Here is a 14,654-nt window from a genome sequence, read left to right on the forward strand (position 1 = left end):
AATCCTTCTACTGATGCACGGCGAGCTGGTAGGCCGTGTATTTACGAATATTGATCACGCCGGTGTCAAAAATCAGGTACTGGCCCTTGATTCCCAGCAGCGTGCCTTCGGCAATCGGGTTCTTGTCCAGGTTGAAGCTGACGATCTTGGCCGGGTATTGCTCCACCGGATAACGGATCTCGATGGGTTCGACGTCCGCTATGGTCTGGATCGCTTGCAAGCCAAATCGTTCCTGCAAGCCCTGCAATCCCTGGGCGCAGCTTTCGAACAGCGCGTCGCGGATCGCAGGCAGGTCCACCGCCGCGGCGTCACCCTTGAGCAAGGCGCGCCAGTTGGTCTTGTCCGCCACCTGGCTGCGGAACAGGTCCTCGACAAACCCCGACTGCTGACGGGTGGCGACCCGCAGGATCGGCAGCGCCTGGCTTGCCCCCTGGTCCAACCAGCGGGTCGGCAATTGCGTGGCACGGGTGATGCCGACCTTCACGCCCGAGGAATTGGCCAGGTAGACCACATGATCGGTCATGCAGAACTGCTCGCCCCAAGCCGGATCACGGCAGGTGCCCGCCTCGTAATGGCAACGCTCGGGGCTCATGATGCACAGGTCGCACTGGGCCAGCTTGGTCATGCAGGGGTAACAATATCCCTGGCTGAAGCTGGTCTTGGTCCGGCGTCCACAGTGGGTGCAGTGGATCGCACCGAGGTACTCCAGGCGCACCGTGCTGCCGATCAACGGGTTGACCGGCACCTCGACATCGCCCAGGCGAAAGGCGTATTGAACGGTCGGCCCGTCAAGGCGCGCCGACATCTTGCTGATTGCACCGCGGCCAATCTCGATCAATGGATGGCGTCCGACTTGAACAGGATATTCGGCACTTCAGTGGACTTCGAATGGCATTCCTGCGCCCCCATGTAACCGGTGCGCTCGTCTTCGGGCAGGTTCTGGATTTCCCAGGCGATCATCGCCTGCAGCGACAGCTCGCGCTGCTCGGCGGTGAGCTTGTTGCCATCGGCCCATTTACCGATTTCCACCGCCAGTTTCAGGCTCCGGTAGATGTCGGGAGTGATGTTCTGGATCATTTCGTTGAAGGAAGCCATGGGTTCTCCGCGCAATTGCGCATTCTCAAAAGGCACAGGTGCCGGTCAAAGGGCCATTTTACGGCGAGCGAACAGCCCGCCCAACAACCCCGTGAAGCACCCGACGAGCAGCCCGCCGACGTGAGCCGCATTGGCGATTTCACCGAAACCGATCAGCGAAACCAGCCCGGACAGGCACAGCAGCAACCACACCAGCATCATCACCAACACCCCGCGGGGCAAGTGATAGGCCGGGTTCGGTGCAAGCAGTTGGTAGATCCAGCAATGGCCCAGCAAGCCGTACAACACCCCCGACAACCCACCGAACAGTGTCGGGCCGCTGAAAAAGTACTGGGCAAAATTGGAGACGAGGCTGAACAGCAGCGTCAGCCCCAACAAGTTGATGCCGCCCTGGCGCGCTTCGATCCGCCGTCCCAGTTCCCAGTACCACATGCCATTCATGGCGATGTGCAGAAAGCCAAAGTGAATCAGCATCGGCGTCACCAGGCGCCACCACTGCCCCGCCGCCAGGCTATCGGCCAACGGCGTGAACTGGATGTAGTCGCCAACGACGCGGAACTCGAGGAAGGTCAGCCAGCGCAGGATCTCAAGATTCTCCCCCAGCAGGGTGACCGCGCTGACGCTCAGGCTCAGCAACAACACCACGGCCGTCACTGGACTGCGCGTCAGTTGCTGGACGAACCCCGCTCGCCGGGAAGTGCCACCCGTGTTGGGCAGTTCCAACTGCTGATCGGGATCGCCGGCGGGAAAACGTGCGTACAACGAACGCACATCCTCACTGATTTCATCCGGCACCCAAAGCACCTGCTCGCCGGCCTCTTCGCTGACACGATGGGGTACCTGCATGCGTTGCAGCAGCTTGACGAAGCCACTCAAGTCCGCTGCCAGGGGCAGGCGCAATACCGCGACGACACTCATTGCAGCACCTCCGGCCGCTCGACATCGACCCAGACGAACTTGTGCGGATCCAGGCGGGTTTCCTGGTCGAGGCGATAGGCGACCAGCTTGCCGTAGAGCACCGCGCTGTAATCCAGGCAGGCCAGGTTCGGGCGGATCGGCGCGGGTTTGCCGCTGCGCCAGTAGTGGCCGACGAACAACAGCGGTTCGTGGACGCCATAGCGCAGCAGGTTGTTTTTTTCATCCGGCGACAGCGGCGTACGGGCCACCGGTTCCGGCAAGGCGTCGGGCTGGAAGACGATGTCGCCGTAGGTCTGCGGGTTGTCTTCCCAGAACTTGGTGCGGAAAAACGAACGGGTCAGGCCATCGCCACCGGTCAGCGTCAGGCCATGGGGCAGGCGCATGTCGGTGCCGCGCAGCAAACGATCGAATACCGTGCAGGCAAAACTGCCCGGTTGCGCCGAGGCCTGGAGGAAATGTTCGTCGACACAACCATCCGGGAACAGGCCACGCAGCGGTTCGATCAGGCCGGAGTCCCAACAGGCATGCACCACCCGGAACCGGCCGGCGTCGACAAACAGCGGCAGCTCATAGAACCACTTGAGAAAGTCATGCCAGTCGCCGGGATGCTGCTCGAACTGAGTCAGGGTCTCGTTGAGCAGGCGGGCATGGCGTGGCGTGTGTTCGCGCACGTAGCGCTGGCCACTGCCCGGCAATGCCGGTGTGCTCCAGCCCAGGGCATTGAACTCGTGGTTGCCCATGATGCACAGCGCCTGGCCGGCCACGACCATGTCGTGGACGATGTGCAGCGCCTCGCGGATCCGCGGGCCACGGTCGATGATGTCCCCCAGGAACACAGCCATGCGCGACGGATGCCGCCAGACCCCGCCCTGCTTGTGGTAACCGAGTCGGTCCAGCAGGTGTTCCAGGGTCAGGGCGCATCCGTGCACGTCACCGATCAAATCGTAACTGCGCGCAGGATCGAGCATCAGTCGCCTCCACCCCCCAACCGACTTCCCCAGCCGAGTTTGGTCCGGCAGACTTCATAGTAATTGTGATCCAGCGGATGGATCAGGCGCAGCTTCTGCGCTTTTTTGCTGACGGTGATGGTGTCACCCGGCGCGCAGGTGAAATGGTTCTGGCCGTCACAGGACACTTGCGGGTAGATCTGCATATCCTTGGACACGACGATTTTCAGCTCACTGTTGCCATCGACCACAATCGGTCGCCCAGACAAGGTATGGGGGTACATGGGCACAATCACAATAGCGTCGAGCTTGGGGTGCATGATCGGTCCGCCGGCCGACAGTGCGTAGGCCGTGGAACCGGTCGGGGTCGCGACGATCAGGCCGTCGGCCTTCTGGCTGCAGACGAACTGGCCGTCGATGTACAGCTCGAATTCGATCATGCGCGTGGACTTGCCGGGGTGCAGCACCACGTCATTGAGGGCATCGCCCTGGCCGATGGCCTCGGCGTGACGACGGACCTCGGCTTGCAGCAGGAAACGGTTTTCCACCAGGTAGTGGCCGTCCAGCACCTCGGCGACCTTGGTTTCCAGCTCGTCAGGGCGGATATCGGTGAGGAACCCCAGGCTGCCCCGGTTGATCCCCAGCACCGGGATGTTGTGCCGCGCCAGGGCCCGGGCAGCCCCCAGCAGGCTGCCGTCGCCGCCGACCACGATGACCATGTCGCAGACCTCGCCCAGCATCTTGCGCGACGACGTCTGCAGGCCATGGCCCGGCAAGACTTCGGCGATGGTGTCTTCGAGGATCACATGCAGGTGTCGCTCCAGGAGGAAACGTTTGAGACGGCGAACGGTGTCCAACACCTGCGAACTGCCCAGGCGACCGATGATGCCGATATTGCGAAATTGCTCCATGAGGCTCCTGCGAGGGTCTGCGGCGGGCGAAAAACACGATTATGGGCGAAAGCGCTCCATAGACAAAATTCTTTAAGCCTTCACCGTGGCGCAATGCTGTTATTCAAGGGGTACCTGAATCACCGTGGCGAGGGAGCTTGCTCCCGCTCGGTTGCGCAGCAACCGCCCCAAGGGGCCTGCTTCGCAGTCCAGCGGGAGCAAGCTCCCTTGCCACAGGGTCTTTACCTTCCTGAATTGACAGCATTGGCCGCATAGCGGCTATGCTCGCAAAATGATCCTGTTCCCTGAATTGCTGGACTTGCCCCGCCGCCTGCGCCATCCCGAAGTGCGCGACCTCGCGTGGGCGATCATCGCCCCGCCGATGCTCATCGACACGCCCTGGCCCCAGCGCCATCCCCTGGCCGGCAGTGACTGGGTGCAGGATCCCCATCGACTGGAACACTGGCTGCGACAACTGGACCGCGACAGCTACCCGCTGCTGCACTGCCTGTCCCTGGGACGGACGCGACGCCTGGGCCTGTATTACGAAAGGCTGTGGCAGTTCGCCGTGCAGCACGCTCCCGGCATCGAGCTGATTGCCGCGAACCTGCCGATCCGCCACGAAGGCCATACCCTGGGCGAACTGGACCTGCTGCTACGCGATCGTGACGGCATCCATCATCTGGAGTTGGCGATCAAGTTGTACCTCGGCCCGCAACAAGGTCACGGGCGGGACGCCGCGCAATGGCTGGGTCCGGGTTGCCATGACCGGCTTGACCGCAAGCTGGCCCATCTGCGCGAACACCAGTTGCCGATCTCGGCCCGCCCGGAAAGCCGTGAGGCCCTGGCGGCACTGGGTATTGAGCCGACCGGCCTCGAGGTATTCCGCTCCGAGCTCTGGCTCGGCGGCTACCTGCTCTACCCCTGGCCGGGCCACGCCGACCCGCCGACCGGTGCGCACCCCCGGCATTTGCGGGGCAGTTGGCTGCATCAGCGGGATTGGCCTGCATTCATCGCCCAGCGTCCACCTGGGCGCTGGCAACCCCTGCCCCGCGCCGCCTGGTTGGCCCCGGCCCATTATCCGGCGGAGCAGACCTGGAGCACCGAGCAACTGGAGGCCTGGCGAATGGCCCTCGACCCGATGGCGCCGGCGCAACTGATGGTGCGCCTGACTGAAAATGCCGAGGGCGAGTGGGAAGAAGCTGAGCGGCTATTCCTGGTGGCCGATCTTTGGCCGGATGTGCCGGGTAACAGCTGAGCCTTGTGCTGCCTGTCAGGGCCTCATCGCGAGCAAGCTCGCTTGTCCCACAAGGGGTCACATTCCTAGAGGAAGTTGCACTCCAATGTGGGAGCGAGCTTGCTCGACGTCAATTCGGTCTGGCCTAGAAGGACAACCGCACCGCCAGCGCCGCCAACGTCACCAGCAACACCGGCACCGTCAGCACGATCCCGACCTTGAAGTAGTACCCCCAGCCGATCCGGATGTTCTTGCGCTCCAGCACATGCAACCACAGCAAAGTCGCCAGGCTGCCGATCGGGGTGATTTTCGGGCCCAGGTCGCTGCCGATGACGTTGGCGTAGATCATCGCCTCCTTCACCACCCCGGTGGCCTGGCTGGCATCGATGGACAAGGCGCCGACCAGCACCGTCGGCAAATTGTTCATGGCCGACGAGAGCAACGCCGTCAGCACGCCGGTGCCCATGGCCGCCCCCCACACGCCATATTCGGCAAAGCCGTCAAGCCAATGGGCCAGGTAGCCGGTCAGCCCGGCATTGCGCAGGCCATAGACCACCAGGTACATGCCGAGGGAGAAGATCACGATCTGCCAGGGCGCTTCCTTCATCGCCTTGCGGGTGGAAATCTTGTGACCGCGGGCCGCGACCGCCAGCAGCAACGCAGCGCAGACCGCTGAGATCGCGCTGATGGGAATCCCCAGCGGCTCCAGCGCAAAGCAGCCCAGCAGCAGGATCACCAGCACCACCCAGCCGGCATAAAACGTTGCCTTGTCGTGGATCGCCGTCGCCGGATCGTCCAGTTGATCGGGGTCGTAGTTACCCGGGATGTCGCGACGAAAGAACCACAGCAAGATCGCCAGGCTGGCCGCCACGCTGACCAGGTTCACCGGCACCATGACCGCCGCGTAGCGGTTGAAGCCAATGCCGAAGAAGTCCGCCGAGACGATGTTCACCAGGTTCGACACCACCAGCGGCAGGCTCGCGCTGTCGGCAATGAAACCGGCGCCCATCACGAATGCCAGGGTCGCCGCCGGGGAAAAACGCAGCGCCAGCAGCATCGAGATCACGATCGGCGTCAGGATCAACGCCGCCCCGTCATTGGCGAACAACGCCGACACCAACGCCCCCAGCAGCACCATGAAGGCAAACAGCTTGCGCCCGCTGCCCTTTCCCCAACGGGCCACATGCAAGGCCGCCCAGGCAAAGAAGCCGGCCTCGTCCAGCAGCAGGCTGATGATGATCAGCGCGACAAACGTACCGGTGGCGTTCCAGATAATCTGCCAGACCAGTGCAATGTCACCGACCTGCACCACCCCGCTCAACAACGCCAGCAGCGCGCCGAGCGTCGCGCTCCAGCCGACGCCAAGCCCCTTGGGCTGCCAGATCACCAACGTAATGGTCAGCAGGAAAATCAATGACGCGATCAGCATGCGCAACAGCCTTGGAAGGAGGATTGAAAAGACGAAATCAGCAGCAACGCGCCACCGGACGATCAGCCATGGCCCCCAAACGCTCGACATCCGCCATCAGCCACGCCGTGTTGGCTGCCAACGCCTGCTCCAGCAAATTGCTGACCCAGGCCGGCAACTGCGGATGCAGACGGTAGTAGACCCATTGCCCCTGGCGCCGATCGCTGAGCAGGCTGGCGTTACGCAACTGCGCCAGGTGCCGGGAGATCTTCGGCTGGCTCAGGTCCAGCGCGGCGGTGAGCTCACAGACACACAACTCGCCTTCACGGGCCACCAGCAGCGCAATGCGCGTACGGGTGTCGTCGGCCAGCGCCTTGAAGACATCGACGGGATTGTGGGAATCAGACATGGCTAAGGACGGCCTGGAGGTACGAAGGGGCGAATATATGGAAATTCGAATATCCAGTAAAGCGGGGATTTGAAGTTGCACCTGTGGCGAGGGAGCTTGCTCCCGCTGGACTGCGAAGCAGGCCCCTTCGGGCGGTTGCTGCGCAACCGAGCGGGAGCAAGCTCCCTCGCCACGGGGTTATCTGGAGCCTCGGAACATCAGACCTTCTTGTGCTGCTCGACCCACTTGCCATAGGCATCGATGAATGTCTGCAGGAACGGCCGCACGGACTCCGAGAGATTGCCCGCCTCGTCGAACGCCGTCCCGGCGCCGCTCAGGTAGGCTTCCGGTTGCTGCATGCAAGGCACATTGAGGAACACCAGGGACTGGCGCAAATGATGGTTGGCACCAAAACCACCGATGGCGCCCGGCGATGCACTGATCACCGCGCCCGGCTTGCCACTCAGGCAACTCTGGCCATAGGGACGCGAGCCGACATCGATGGCATTTTTCAGCGGTGCCGGTACCGAGCGGTTGTACTCTGGCGTGACGAACAACAAGGCGTCGGCCGCGCCCACCTGCTGGCGGAATGTGGTGTAGGCTGCCGGCGGCGCTACATCAATGTCTTCGTTATAAAGTGGTAGCTCGCCGATCTCGACGATGTTCAGCTTGAGGTTCGCTGGCGCCAGGTCAGCCAGTGCCAGCGCCACCTTGCGGTTGATCGATGCCTTGCGCAGGCTGCCCACCAAAACGGCCACTGTGTAGACATTACTCATGAGAGGCTTCTCGACTATCGGCTCAAAGGAGCCTGTAGTTATAGATGATCGGGGTGACAATTGGACCAGTGGAGCGACGAAAACCTGGCGGCTGGACTATTTTTTTCATGTAGGAAAACTTACCGCGCTTGACCAGGGTCTACAGAACCGCAAATCGAGTGATTTATTTCCAGAGGTTCTAAGCGATGGCAGCAGTACTTGTCGGACAATTTCATGCGCGGGACGCCGAAGGTCGCGTCTATTCGGTGCATGAGTTTCAGGAATCGACCCCGTCGCCCGACGGAAACGGCAAGGAGCCTGTCACCACCTATAAGTTGGCTATCGGTGATCGAGTCAACAAACTCGAAGACGGAAAATTTATTCTAGTGCAATCTCAAATCGAACTGACGCGCGAACCGGAAACGCCACTGCAAGCTCAAACACCCACTGAAACGCAAATAGCTTCATAACCGGCAGTTATGAGCAGAAGTCGTGCCCGGACTTGGGTTAGGATTCAGCCACTCAATGGCTCACCCGCCGAACATGGACTTCTTGCATGCGTTTACGCCACATCGAAGTGATCCAGGCGCTGCTGCAGACCGGTCACCTCGGCACGGCGGCCGAATGGCTGCAACTGCCGGTGGCGGAGGTCGAGGCGATCCTGCGCGATGCCGAGGCCCAGTTGGGCTTCATGCTGTTTGCCAGCGTGCGCGGGCGCCTGCAGGCCACCCGGGAAACCCTTGAACTGCGCGACGGCATCACGCGGGTGTACGACACCCTCGAACCGGTGCAGCGCCTGGCCAGCAGCCTGAAACACTATCAGGCGCCACCCTTGCGCATTATCTGCACCCCGCCGCTGGCCCAGCAGTTGTTGCCCCAGAGCATCGCCGCCCTGCGTCGCCGCCATCCGGATGCGCCCTGCACCCTGCTCAGCCAACCGACTCGCGACATCGTCCACAGCCTGCTGTTGCGTGAAAGTGACCTGGGCCTGAGCTTGCACGACCCCGAACACCCCGACATCCATTGCCAGATGATCGCCCAGGGCAAACTGCAATTGCTGGCACCTCACGGCTGGCTGCAACCACGACAGAAATACATTTCGCTCCAGGACCTGGCAGGCCAGCCGTTGGTAGGCCTGGATGGCCATGACCCGCTGAGCCCGGCGTTCGAGCATAAACTGGCGGCGCTGCGTCCGGCGCCGATGATCCAGATCCGCGTCCAGACCCATCAGATGATGCGCGCGATGGTCGAGGCCGGCGAAGGCCTTGCCATCGTCGACCCGTTCACTGCCTCGGGTGCCAAGGGCAGTGGCCTGGACGTCTGCCCGGTATCGCCCGCCATTGCGATTAGCCTCTATGCCTTGAGCCTGAACGGCACGCCGCCCTCACCCGCTGTCCAATCGCTGCTGGAACGGGTTACGGAACAAGCCGAGGCGTTGCTGAGCCACTGATCGACATGCCCAGCGGATCGTCGAACAGCCGGTACCAGAACAACGCCACTTCGGCGGTATGTCGGTCAATGCCGCGATAGCGCAGGTGATCGATACCACCGAGCACGTAGCCGCAACGTTCATAGAGCCGGCATGCACCCAGATTGTTGTTCTGGGTTTCGAGCATGATGCCCGGCAGTTTTTTCTTGCGGCTCCAGAACTGGGCGACATCGAGCAATGCCTTGGCCACCCCGTGGCGACGGGCTGGGGCGTGCACCGCCAACTCGTCGATGTGGGCGTAGCCGTTCCAGTTGGTACTGACGACCAGATGCCCCACGGGCTGGTCGTCGAGATAGGCCATGAAAATCTCGCTGTCCGGGGCATTGCGGAAGCTGCTGAATTCCTCGGGATCGATGCCATAGCACTTGCGATAGGGAACAATGGGCGTCACCGGCCATTGGCTGACGGGCCGGCCGATCTGCGCCGTCGCGTAGTCGCTGACTTCGAAGCTGAAGTCACTGCCCCAGATATAAGCGGCAAAGCCGTCATCGACGACGCGCACCGACAACCCGGGGTGCTTGGGATTCATGACCGGTTGCATACTGGGGAAGGTCCTCATTCCTTGAGACAACCAACGGCGTGGTGCCATCCATTGCCCTTGCCTTTCAAATCTTCACACATCAAGCGGGATCCGTAGCCTGCCCGTTACCTCAGGGTAGAAGGTCGTGGCGATTGTGGCGAGAAATGAACGATGGATGCAGTAGCTCACACAAGGATTGCCTGGATCATTGTGGCGAGGGAGCTTGCTCCCGCTTGAGTGCGAAGCGCTCACAAAATGGGCTGCTACGCAGCCCAGCGGGAGCAAGCTCCCTCGCCACAGGCTCTTTACTTACCTTGAATGAACAGCATGGCTCTCACAGGGTTTCATCAGTGCGTGGCGGCCTGTGCCTCGGCCAACTGCGTCCACAATGCCGGAGCGCCTGCAGACTTGGCGATGGCTTCCAGACGCGCGGCATGTTCGGCCAGGTCGCTTTCGCTGGCGCGGATAATCCGCGATGGCTGGCGGTCAGCGGGCAAACGCCGGATCTCCGTGGCCTGGTTGCCGGAGCCTTCGCCGGTACCATTGCCGTCCGAGGCGTTACCGGCCAGGGACAGGCTGGTCTGGCCGCCGGTCATGGTCAGGTAGACGTCGGCCAGGATCTCGGAGTCGAGCAAGGCGCCGTGCAGTTCACGACCGGAGTTGTCGACGCCATAGCGCTTGCACAAGGCATCGAGGCTGTTGCGCTGCCCGGGGTGACGTTCCCTGGCCATCATCAAGGTGTCGAGGATGGTGCAATGCTGGGTAATGTCAGCCCGGTCGTGCTGGCCCATCAGGGCGAATTCGTTGTTGATGAACCCGACGTCGAACGCCGCGTTGTGGATGATCAACTGCGCGCCCTGGATGAATTCGAAGAACTCGTCGGCCACTTCGGCGAAACGCGGCTTGCCCACCAGAAATTCGTTGGTGATGCCGTGCACGCCAATGGCGCCTTCGTCGCTTTCGCGGTCCGGTTGCAGGTAAACGTGGAAATGGCGACCGGTCAGGCGCCGGCCGATCAGCTCGACACAACCGATTTCAATAATCCGGTGACCATCGGTCACCGGCATGCCGGTGGTTTCGGTATCCAGTACTACAGATCTGTTGGCCATCAGTGTTCAGCTCTCAGCGGGCAGTCTTGCAAAAGCGCGGATCTTAACACGCTCACGGAACGCGGTGCCGCACCTGTGGCGAGGGAGCTTGCTCCCGCTGGACTGCGAAGCAGGCCCCTTCGGGCGGTCGCTGCGCAACCGAGCGGGAGCAAGCTCCCTCGCCACAGGTGTCATCCTCTCCAGATCATGACAACGTCTCTATCAAGCCTGCTTGTAGCCCCGCACCTCATCCACCCCACGATTGGCCAACTGGTCCGCCCGTTCGTTGCCGTGGTGGCCGATGTGGCCGCGCACCCATTTCCAGGTGACGTTGTGGCGGTTGACCTGTTCATCCAGCAGCTTCCAGAGGTCGGCGTTTTTTACCGGTTCCTTTGCCGCCGTCTTCCAGCCGCGTTTCTTCCAGTTCGCCATCCATTCGTTGATGCCTTTCATGACGTACTGAGAGTCGGTCACCAACAGCACATCGCAGGGCCGCTTGAGCTCCTCCAGGCCACGGATGGCGCCCATCAGCTCCATGCGATTGTTGGTGGTATTGGCTTCGCCGCCCCAGAGCTCCTTCTCCACGCCCTTGCACACCAGCAACGCGCCCCAGCCGCCCGGACCGGGGTTGCCCTTGCAGGCGCCATCAGTGAAGAGTTCTACGTTATCGCTCATGCCAATCTATCCAGGAAAAAATGCAAAGGCCCGCCGATCAGGCCCGACAACACCCGCAGCCCAATGCCGGCAAGCACCATTGAAAAAGGTTACGGCTCGATGTGGCGACGATTGACCTTGGCCATTGGCAAAGGAATCAGCTTGCCCATCGGCTCGCGTCGCGCCTGGCGCACCGGGCGCAGACCGACCGCGATCTTGCGTGCCACCAGCAGGTAGAAACCACCACCGGAGAGCTGCCAATCACCGGCCTTGCGCTCCCAGCCGGCCAGGCGCGCCTGCCACTTGGGCGACGCGAGCGGCGGACGATAGCACCCGAAGCGGCGTTTCTCCAGCGCAAAGCCCAGCAGGTTGAGCCAGTCGCCGACCCTCGACGCCGAGATGCAGCGGGCCTGGCGCAAGGCATCGTGGGCAAACACATGACGCAAGCCCCAAGCGCTCCAGGGGTTGATGCCGATGATCAACAGATGGCCGCCGGGACGCACGCTGCTGGCGGCCTCACGCAACAGACCGTGGGGCGACAGGCAGAAATCCAGGCCGTGCTGCATGACCACCACGTCGGCGGCATGTTCGCTCAACGGCCAGGCCTGCTCCTCGCAGACGATTTCCACCCCGGGCAACGGCGCCCCCAGGCGCACGTTGCGCTGGACTTGCGGTGCCGACGGCGGCATTTGCGCCGAAGGGCCGTAGTGCACCAGATAGCCGCCGAAGAACCGGCCCAACTCGTCTTCGAGCATGCGCCGTTCTTCTTCCAGCAAAAATTGCCCGACAGGGCCGGACAGCCATTCACGGGCGGCGCTGATCAACGCCAGCCAGTCAGGATCAGCCTGAGCGAACGCTTCATCGGTCATTGCATTCTCCAACGCGTCAGGAAGTTCTAAGATGCGCCTTTGTTTTCCGCTTGGCGAATTCCACGATGATACAGATCAGTGCCCTGCCCGCATTCACCGATAACTACATCTGGTTGTTACAGGACCACGCCACCCTGCGCTGCGCCGTGGTCGACCCAGGTGACGCCGCTCCGGTGCAGGCCTGGCTCGAGACCCATCCGGGCTGGGTCCTGAGCGACATCTTGATCACCCACCATCACCATGATCATGTCGGCGGCGTCCAGGCGCTGAAGAATGCGACGAACGCCACCGTCTACGGCCCGGCCAGCGAAAACATCCCGGCGCGGGACAAGGCCCTGCATGACAACGACAAGGTCAGCGTGCTCGGCTGGGACTTCGATGTCTACGCCGTGCCTGGCCATACCCTCGGGCACATTGCCTACTACCGCCATGGCCTGCTGTTCTGTGGCGACACCCTGTTCGCCGCCGGTTGCGGCCGGCTCTTCGAAGGCACGCCTGCGCAAATGCACCATTCGCTCAGTCGCCTCGCCGCCCTGCCTGAAGATACGCTGGTCTACTGCACCCATGAATATACCCTCAGCAACCTGAAGTTCGCGGCCGCCGTGGAGCCCGGCAATCCGGACGTCGCTGCCCGCCTGGAAAAAGTCAGCCGGCAACGCAACGAAGGCATCATGACCCTGCCCTCGACCCTGGCCCTGGAAAAACTCACCAATCCGTTCCTGCGCACGACTGAAACATCCGTTAAACAAAAAGCAGACGAACGGAACGGCCAGCGAAACCAGACGCCGAGTGAGGTTTTTGCGGCCTTGAGGGCTTGGAAAGATACGTTCTAAGGCAGCTATCGATTGATACAAAAATTCTGAAAGGTTGACCTGTTGGGGTGCGCTTCCTAGAATCGGCCGACATTTTTGCCCGGAACTTACTTCCAGCCAATGTCGTCATCCATACGCAGGTCCGTCCAGTCAGACACATTGACCCGCTTGGCTCAAGCCATCGCGGTGGCTGTGTCCGCCACCTTGGCGGGCTGCCAGAGCACGAGCCAGCTGCCGCAGACCGACGCGGCACACACACCGAATATCGCCGCTCGCGCCAAACAGAAGCCGGTATGGCTCACCGAGAAACCCAGCCCTCAAGTCCCCCAGGACGTCTGGGAGCGCATGCGCCAGGGCTTCCAGTTGCAGGAAACGGCCGGCGTCAACCCGCGTATCGAGCAACAGCGCCTGTGGTTCGCCAGCAACCCTTCCTTCATGGAAAACGCCGGTGAGCGCGGCAGCCTGTACATCCACTACATCGTCGAACGCCTCGAAGAGCGCAACATGCCGCTGGAACTGGCGTTGCTGCCGGTGATCGAGAGTGCCTACAACCCCATGGCCTATTCCCGGGCCAACGCAGTGGGCCTGTGGCAATTCATCCCGTCCACGGGGCGTTACTTCAACTTGCGTCAGACCCGCTTCTATGACGGACGTCGCGACATCACCGCCTCCACCACGGCCGCCCTGGACTACCTGACGCGCCTGCACGACATGTTCAACGGCGACTGGTTGCTGGCGCTGGCGGCCTACAACGCCGGCGAGGGTACGGTCAGCCGCGCCATCGAGCGCAACGAAAAGCTTGGCCTGCCCACCGACTACTGGAACCTGCCGCTGCCCAGCGAGACCCAGGCCTATGTGCCAAAGTTGCTGGCGCTGTCCCAGGTGGTGCTCTCGCCCGATGCCTATGGCGTGAACCTCAACCCGATCGCCAACGAACCCTATTTCCAGGTCGTCGAGATCAACCAGCGCATGGACCTGTCCAAGGTCGCGGCGGTGGCCAACATCGACGAAGACGAGCTGTTCCAGCTCAACCCGGCCTTCAAGCAACGCACCACCATCGACGGCCCCCAGCACCTGTTGGTGCCCACGTCCAAGGCCCAGCTGCTGACCGCCAGCCTGTCGACCATGCGCCCGGAAGAGCTGATCAGCCAGCGCGCGCTCAAGCCGGTTTTCGAATCCGCCGACGACAGCGAAGTGGAAGGTGCCAGGCGCACCTACCGCGTCAAACGCGGCGACAACCTGGCTCAGATCGCCAAGGCCAACAACGTCCAGACCAAGGACCTGCAACGCTGGAACAAGCTCAGTGGCAACAAGCTCAAGGTCGGCCAGACCCTGGTGATGCAGGACGCCAAGGCCAGCAAGGCCCGTGGCAAGCGCATCAGCACCGTGGTGGCCGCCAACAGCAAGGACCAGAAGAAGCAGACCCAATACAAGGTCAAGCAAGGTGATTCGCTGTACGTCGTCGCCAAGCGCTTCAACGTGGAAATGCAGCACCTCAAGCGCTGGAACCCGCGGATGGGCAAGGCACTCAAGCCTGGGCAGATGCTGACGGTCTACTCCCCGCACTGACGGCCCTGTGGCGAG

Annotated in this window: 17 protein-coding genes; 5 read left to right on the top strand and 12 right to left on the bottom strand. The window is 62.1% G+C overall.

Annotation, left to right across the window (positions count from 1 at the left end; translation table 11 throughout):
• Positions 1-7 precede the first annotated feature (7 nt).
• The 5 genes from BLU76_RS24280 to BLU76_RS24300 are packed head-to-tail and all read right to left on the bottom strand — an operon-like array spanning position 8 to position 3,871.
• Entirely contained in the window at positions 8-838 is an 831-nt protein-coding gene (locus BLU76_RS24280) for a DUF2797 domain-containing protein (protein WP_072341749.1), read from the bottom strand.
• A complete protein-coding gene (locus tag BLU76_RS24285; protein ID WP_063320747.1) occupies positions 835-1,095 on the bottom strand; it encodes a YeaC family protein in 261 nt (86 codons plus the stop codon). Before BLU76_RS24285 ends, BLU76_RS24280 begins: the two co-directional genes overlap by 4 nt.
• Before the next feature lie 45 nt (positions 1,096-1,140).
• Positions 1,141-2,013, bottom strand: coding sequence for a rhomboid family intramembrane serine protease (locus tag BLU76_RS24290; RefSeq protein ID WP_092145933.1), 873 nt, complete (start codon positions 2,011-2,013; stop codon positions 1,141-1,143).
• Positions 2,010-2,984, bottom strand: coding sequence for a metallophosphoesterase (locus BLU76_RS24295; protein WP_170862103.1), 975 nt, complete (start codon positions 2,982-2,984; stop codon positions 2,010-2,012). Before BLU76_RS24295 ends, BLU76_RS24290 begins: the two co-directional genes overlap by 4 nt.
• On the bottom strand, positions 2,981-3,871 hold the full coding sequence (locus BLU76_RS24300; RefSeq protein WP_003202709.1) for an NAD(+) kinase: 891 nt from the start codon (positions 3,869-3,871) through the stop codon (positions 2,981-2,983). The genes BLU76_RS24295 and BLU76_RS24300 overlap by 4 nt, the downstream gene beginning before the upstream one ends.
• A 271-nt stretch (positions 3,872-4,142) precedes the next feature.
• Between BLU76_RS24300 and BLU76_RS24305 the strand changes: the two genes are divergently transcribed.
• A complete protein-coding gene (locus BLU76_RS24305; RefSeq protein WP_092145935.1) occupies positions 4,143-5,108 on the top strand; it encodes a DUF1853 family protein in 966 nt (321 codons plus the stop codon).
• A 124-nt stretch (positions 5,109-5,232) separates the two neighbouring features.
• Here the strand turns inward: BLU76_RS24305 and BLU76_RS24310 are convergent, their stop codons facing one another.
• The 3 genes from BLU76_RS24310 to BLU76_RS24320 form a co-directional block, all read right to left on the bottom strand.
• Complete coding sequence (locus BLU76_RS24310; RefSeq protein ID WP_092145937.1) at positions 5,233-6,516, bottom strand: arsenic transporter; 1,284 nt, start codon at positions 6,514-6,516, stop codon at positions 5,233-5,235.
• Positions 6,517-6,553: 37 nt separating this feature from the next.
• Positions 6,554-6,904: a metalloregulator ArsR/SmtB family transcription factor gene (locus BLU76_RS24315; RefSeq protein WP_063320742.1), complete on the bottom strand. Its 351-nt coding sequence runs from the start codon at positions 6,902-6,904 to the stop codon at positions 6,554-6,556.
• A 197-nt stretch (positions 6,905-7,101) separates the two neighbouring features.
• On the bottom strand, positions 7,102-7,659 hold the full coding sequence (locus tag BLU76_RS24320) for an NADPH-dependent FMN reductase (RefSeq protein WP_092145939.1): 558 nt from the start codon (positions 7,657-7,659) through the stop codon (positions 7,102-7,104).
• Positions 7,660-7,844: 185 nt separating this feature from the next.
• On the opposite strand from BLU76_RS24320, the gene BLU76_RS24325 reads away from it, so the two are divergent.
• Both BLU76_RS24325 and BLU76_RS24330 read left to right on the top strand, forming a co-directional pair.
• Positions 7,845-8,108 (top strand): hypothetical protein, encoded by a 264-nt coding sequence (locus BLU76_RS24325; protein ID WP_063320740.1) that lies wholly within the window; start codon positions 7,845-7,847, stop codon positions 8,106-8,108.
• 86 nt (positions 8,109-8,194) lie between these two features.
• Positions 8,195-9,088 carry a LysR family transcriptional regulator gene (locus BLU76_RS24330; RefSeq protein ID WP_092145941.1) on the top strand — a complete coding sequence of 298 codons (894 nt, stop codon included), beginning with the start codon at positions 8,195-8,197 and terminating at the stop codon, positions 9,086-9,088.
• On the opposite strand, the gene BLU76_RS24335 is transcribed toward BLU76_RS24330, so the two are convergent.
• From BLU76_RS24335 to BLU76_RS24355, 4 genes are all read right to left on the bottom strand, one after another.
• Positions 9,054-9,668: a GNAT family N-acetyltransferase gene (locus BLU76_RS24335; protein ID WP_092145943.1), complete on the bottom strand. Its 615-nt coding sequence runs from the start codon at positions 9,666-9,668 to the stop codon at positions 9,054-9,056. The genes BLU76_RS24330 and BLU76_RS24335 overlap by 35 nt on opposite strands.
• Positions 9,669-9,994: 326 nt before the next feature.
• Complete coding sequence (gene dnaQ, locus BLU76_RS24345; RefSeq protein WP_060741972.1) at positions 9,995-10,756, bottom strand: DNA polymerase III subunit epsilon; 762 nt, start codon at positions 10,754-10,756, stop codon at positions 9,995-9,997.
• A gap of 201 nt (positions 10,757-10,957) precedes the next feature.
• Positions 10,958-11,410 carry a ribonuclease HI gene (rnhA, locus tag BLU76_RS24350; protein ID WP_092145947.1) on the bottom strand — a complete coding sequence of 151 codons (453 nt, stop codon included), beginning with the start codon at positions 11,408-11,410 and terminating at the stop codon, positions 10,958-10,960.
• Between the two features lie 89 nt (positions 11,411-11,499).
• Entirely contained in the window at positions 11,500-12,258 is a 759-nt protein-coding gene (locus tag BLU76_RS24355) for a class I SAM-dependent methyltransferase (protein ID WP_092145949.1), read from the bottom strand.
• A 65-nt stretch (positions 12,259-12,323) separates the two neighbouring features.
• On the opposite strand from BLU76_RS24355, the gene gloB reads away from it, so the two are divergent.
• Positions 12,324-13,091 carry a hydroxyacylglutathione hydrolase gene (gloB, locus tag BLU76_RS24360; RefSeq protein ID WP_092145951.1) on the top strand — a complete coding sequence of 256 codons (768 nt, stop codon included), beginning with the start codon at positions 12,324-12,326 and terminating at the stop codon, positions 13,089-13,091.
• Between the two features lie 99 nt (positions 13,092-13,190).
• A complete protein-coding gene (locus tag BLU76_RS24365; RefSeq protein WP_063320736.1) occupies positions 13,191-14,639 on the top strand; it encodes a transglycosylase SLT domain-containing protein in 1,449 nt (482 codons plus the stop codon).
• Positions 14,640-14,654 lie beyond the last annotated feature (15 nt).

This window comes from Pseudomonas sp. NFACC08-1 (assembly GCF_900106735.1).
In the GTDB taxonomy this organism is placed as follows: domain Bacteria; phylum Pseudomonadota; class Gammaproteobacteria; order Pseudomonadales; family Pseudomonadaceae; genus Aquipseudomonas; species Aquipseudomonas fluorescens_Q.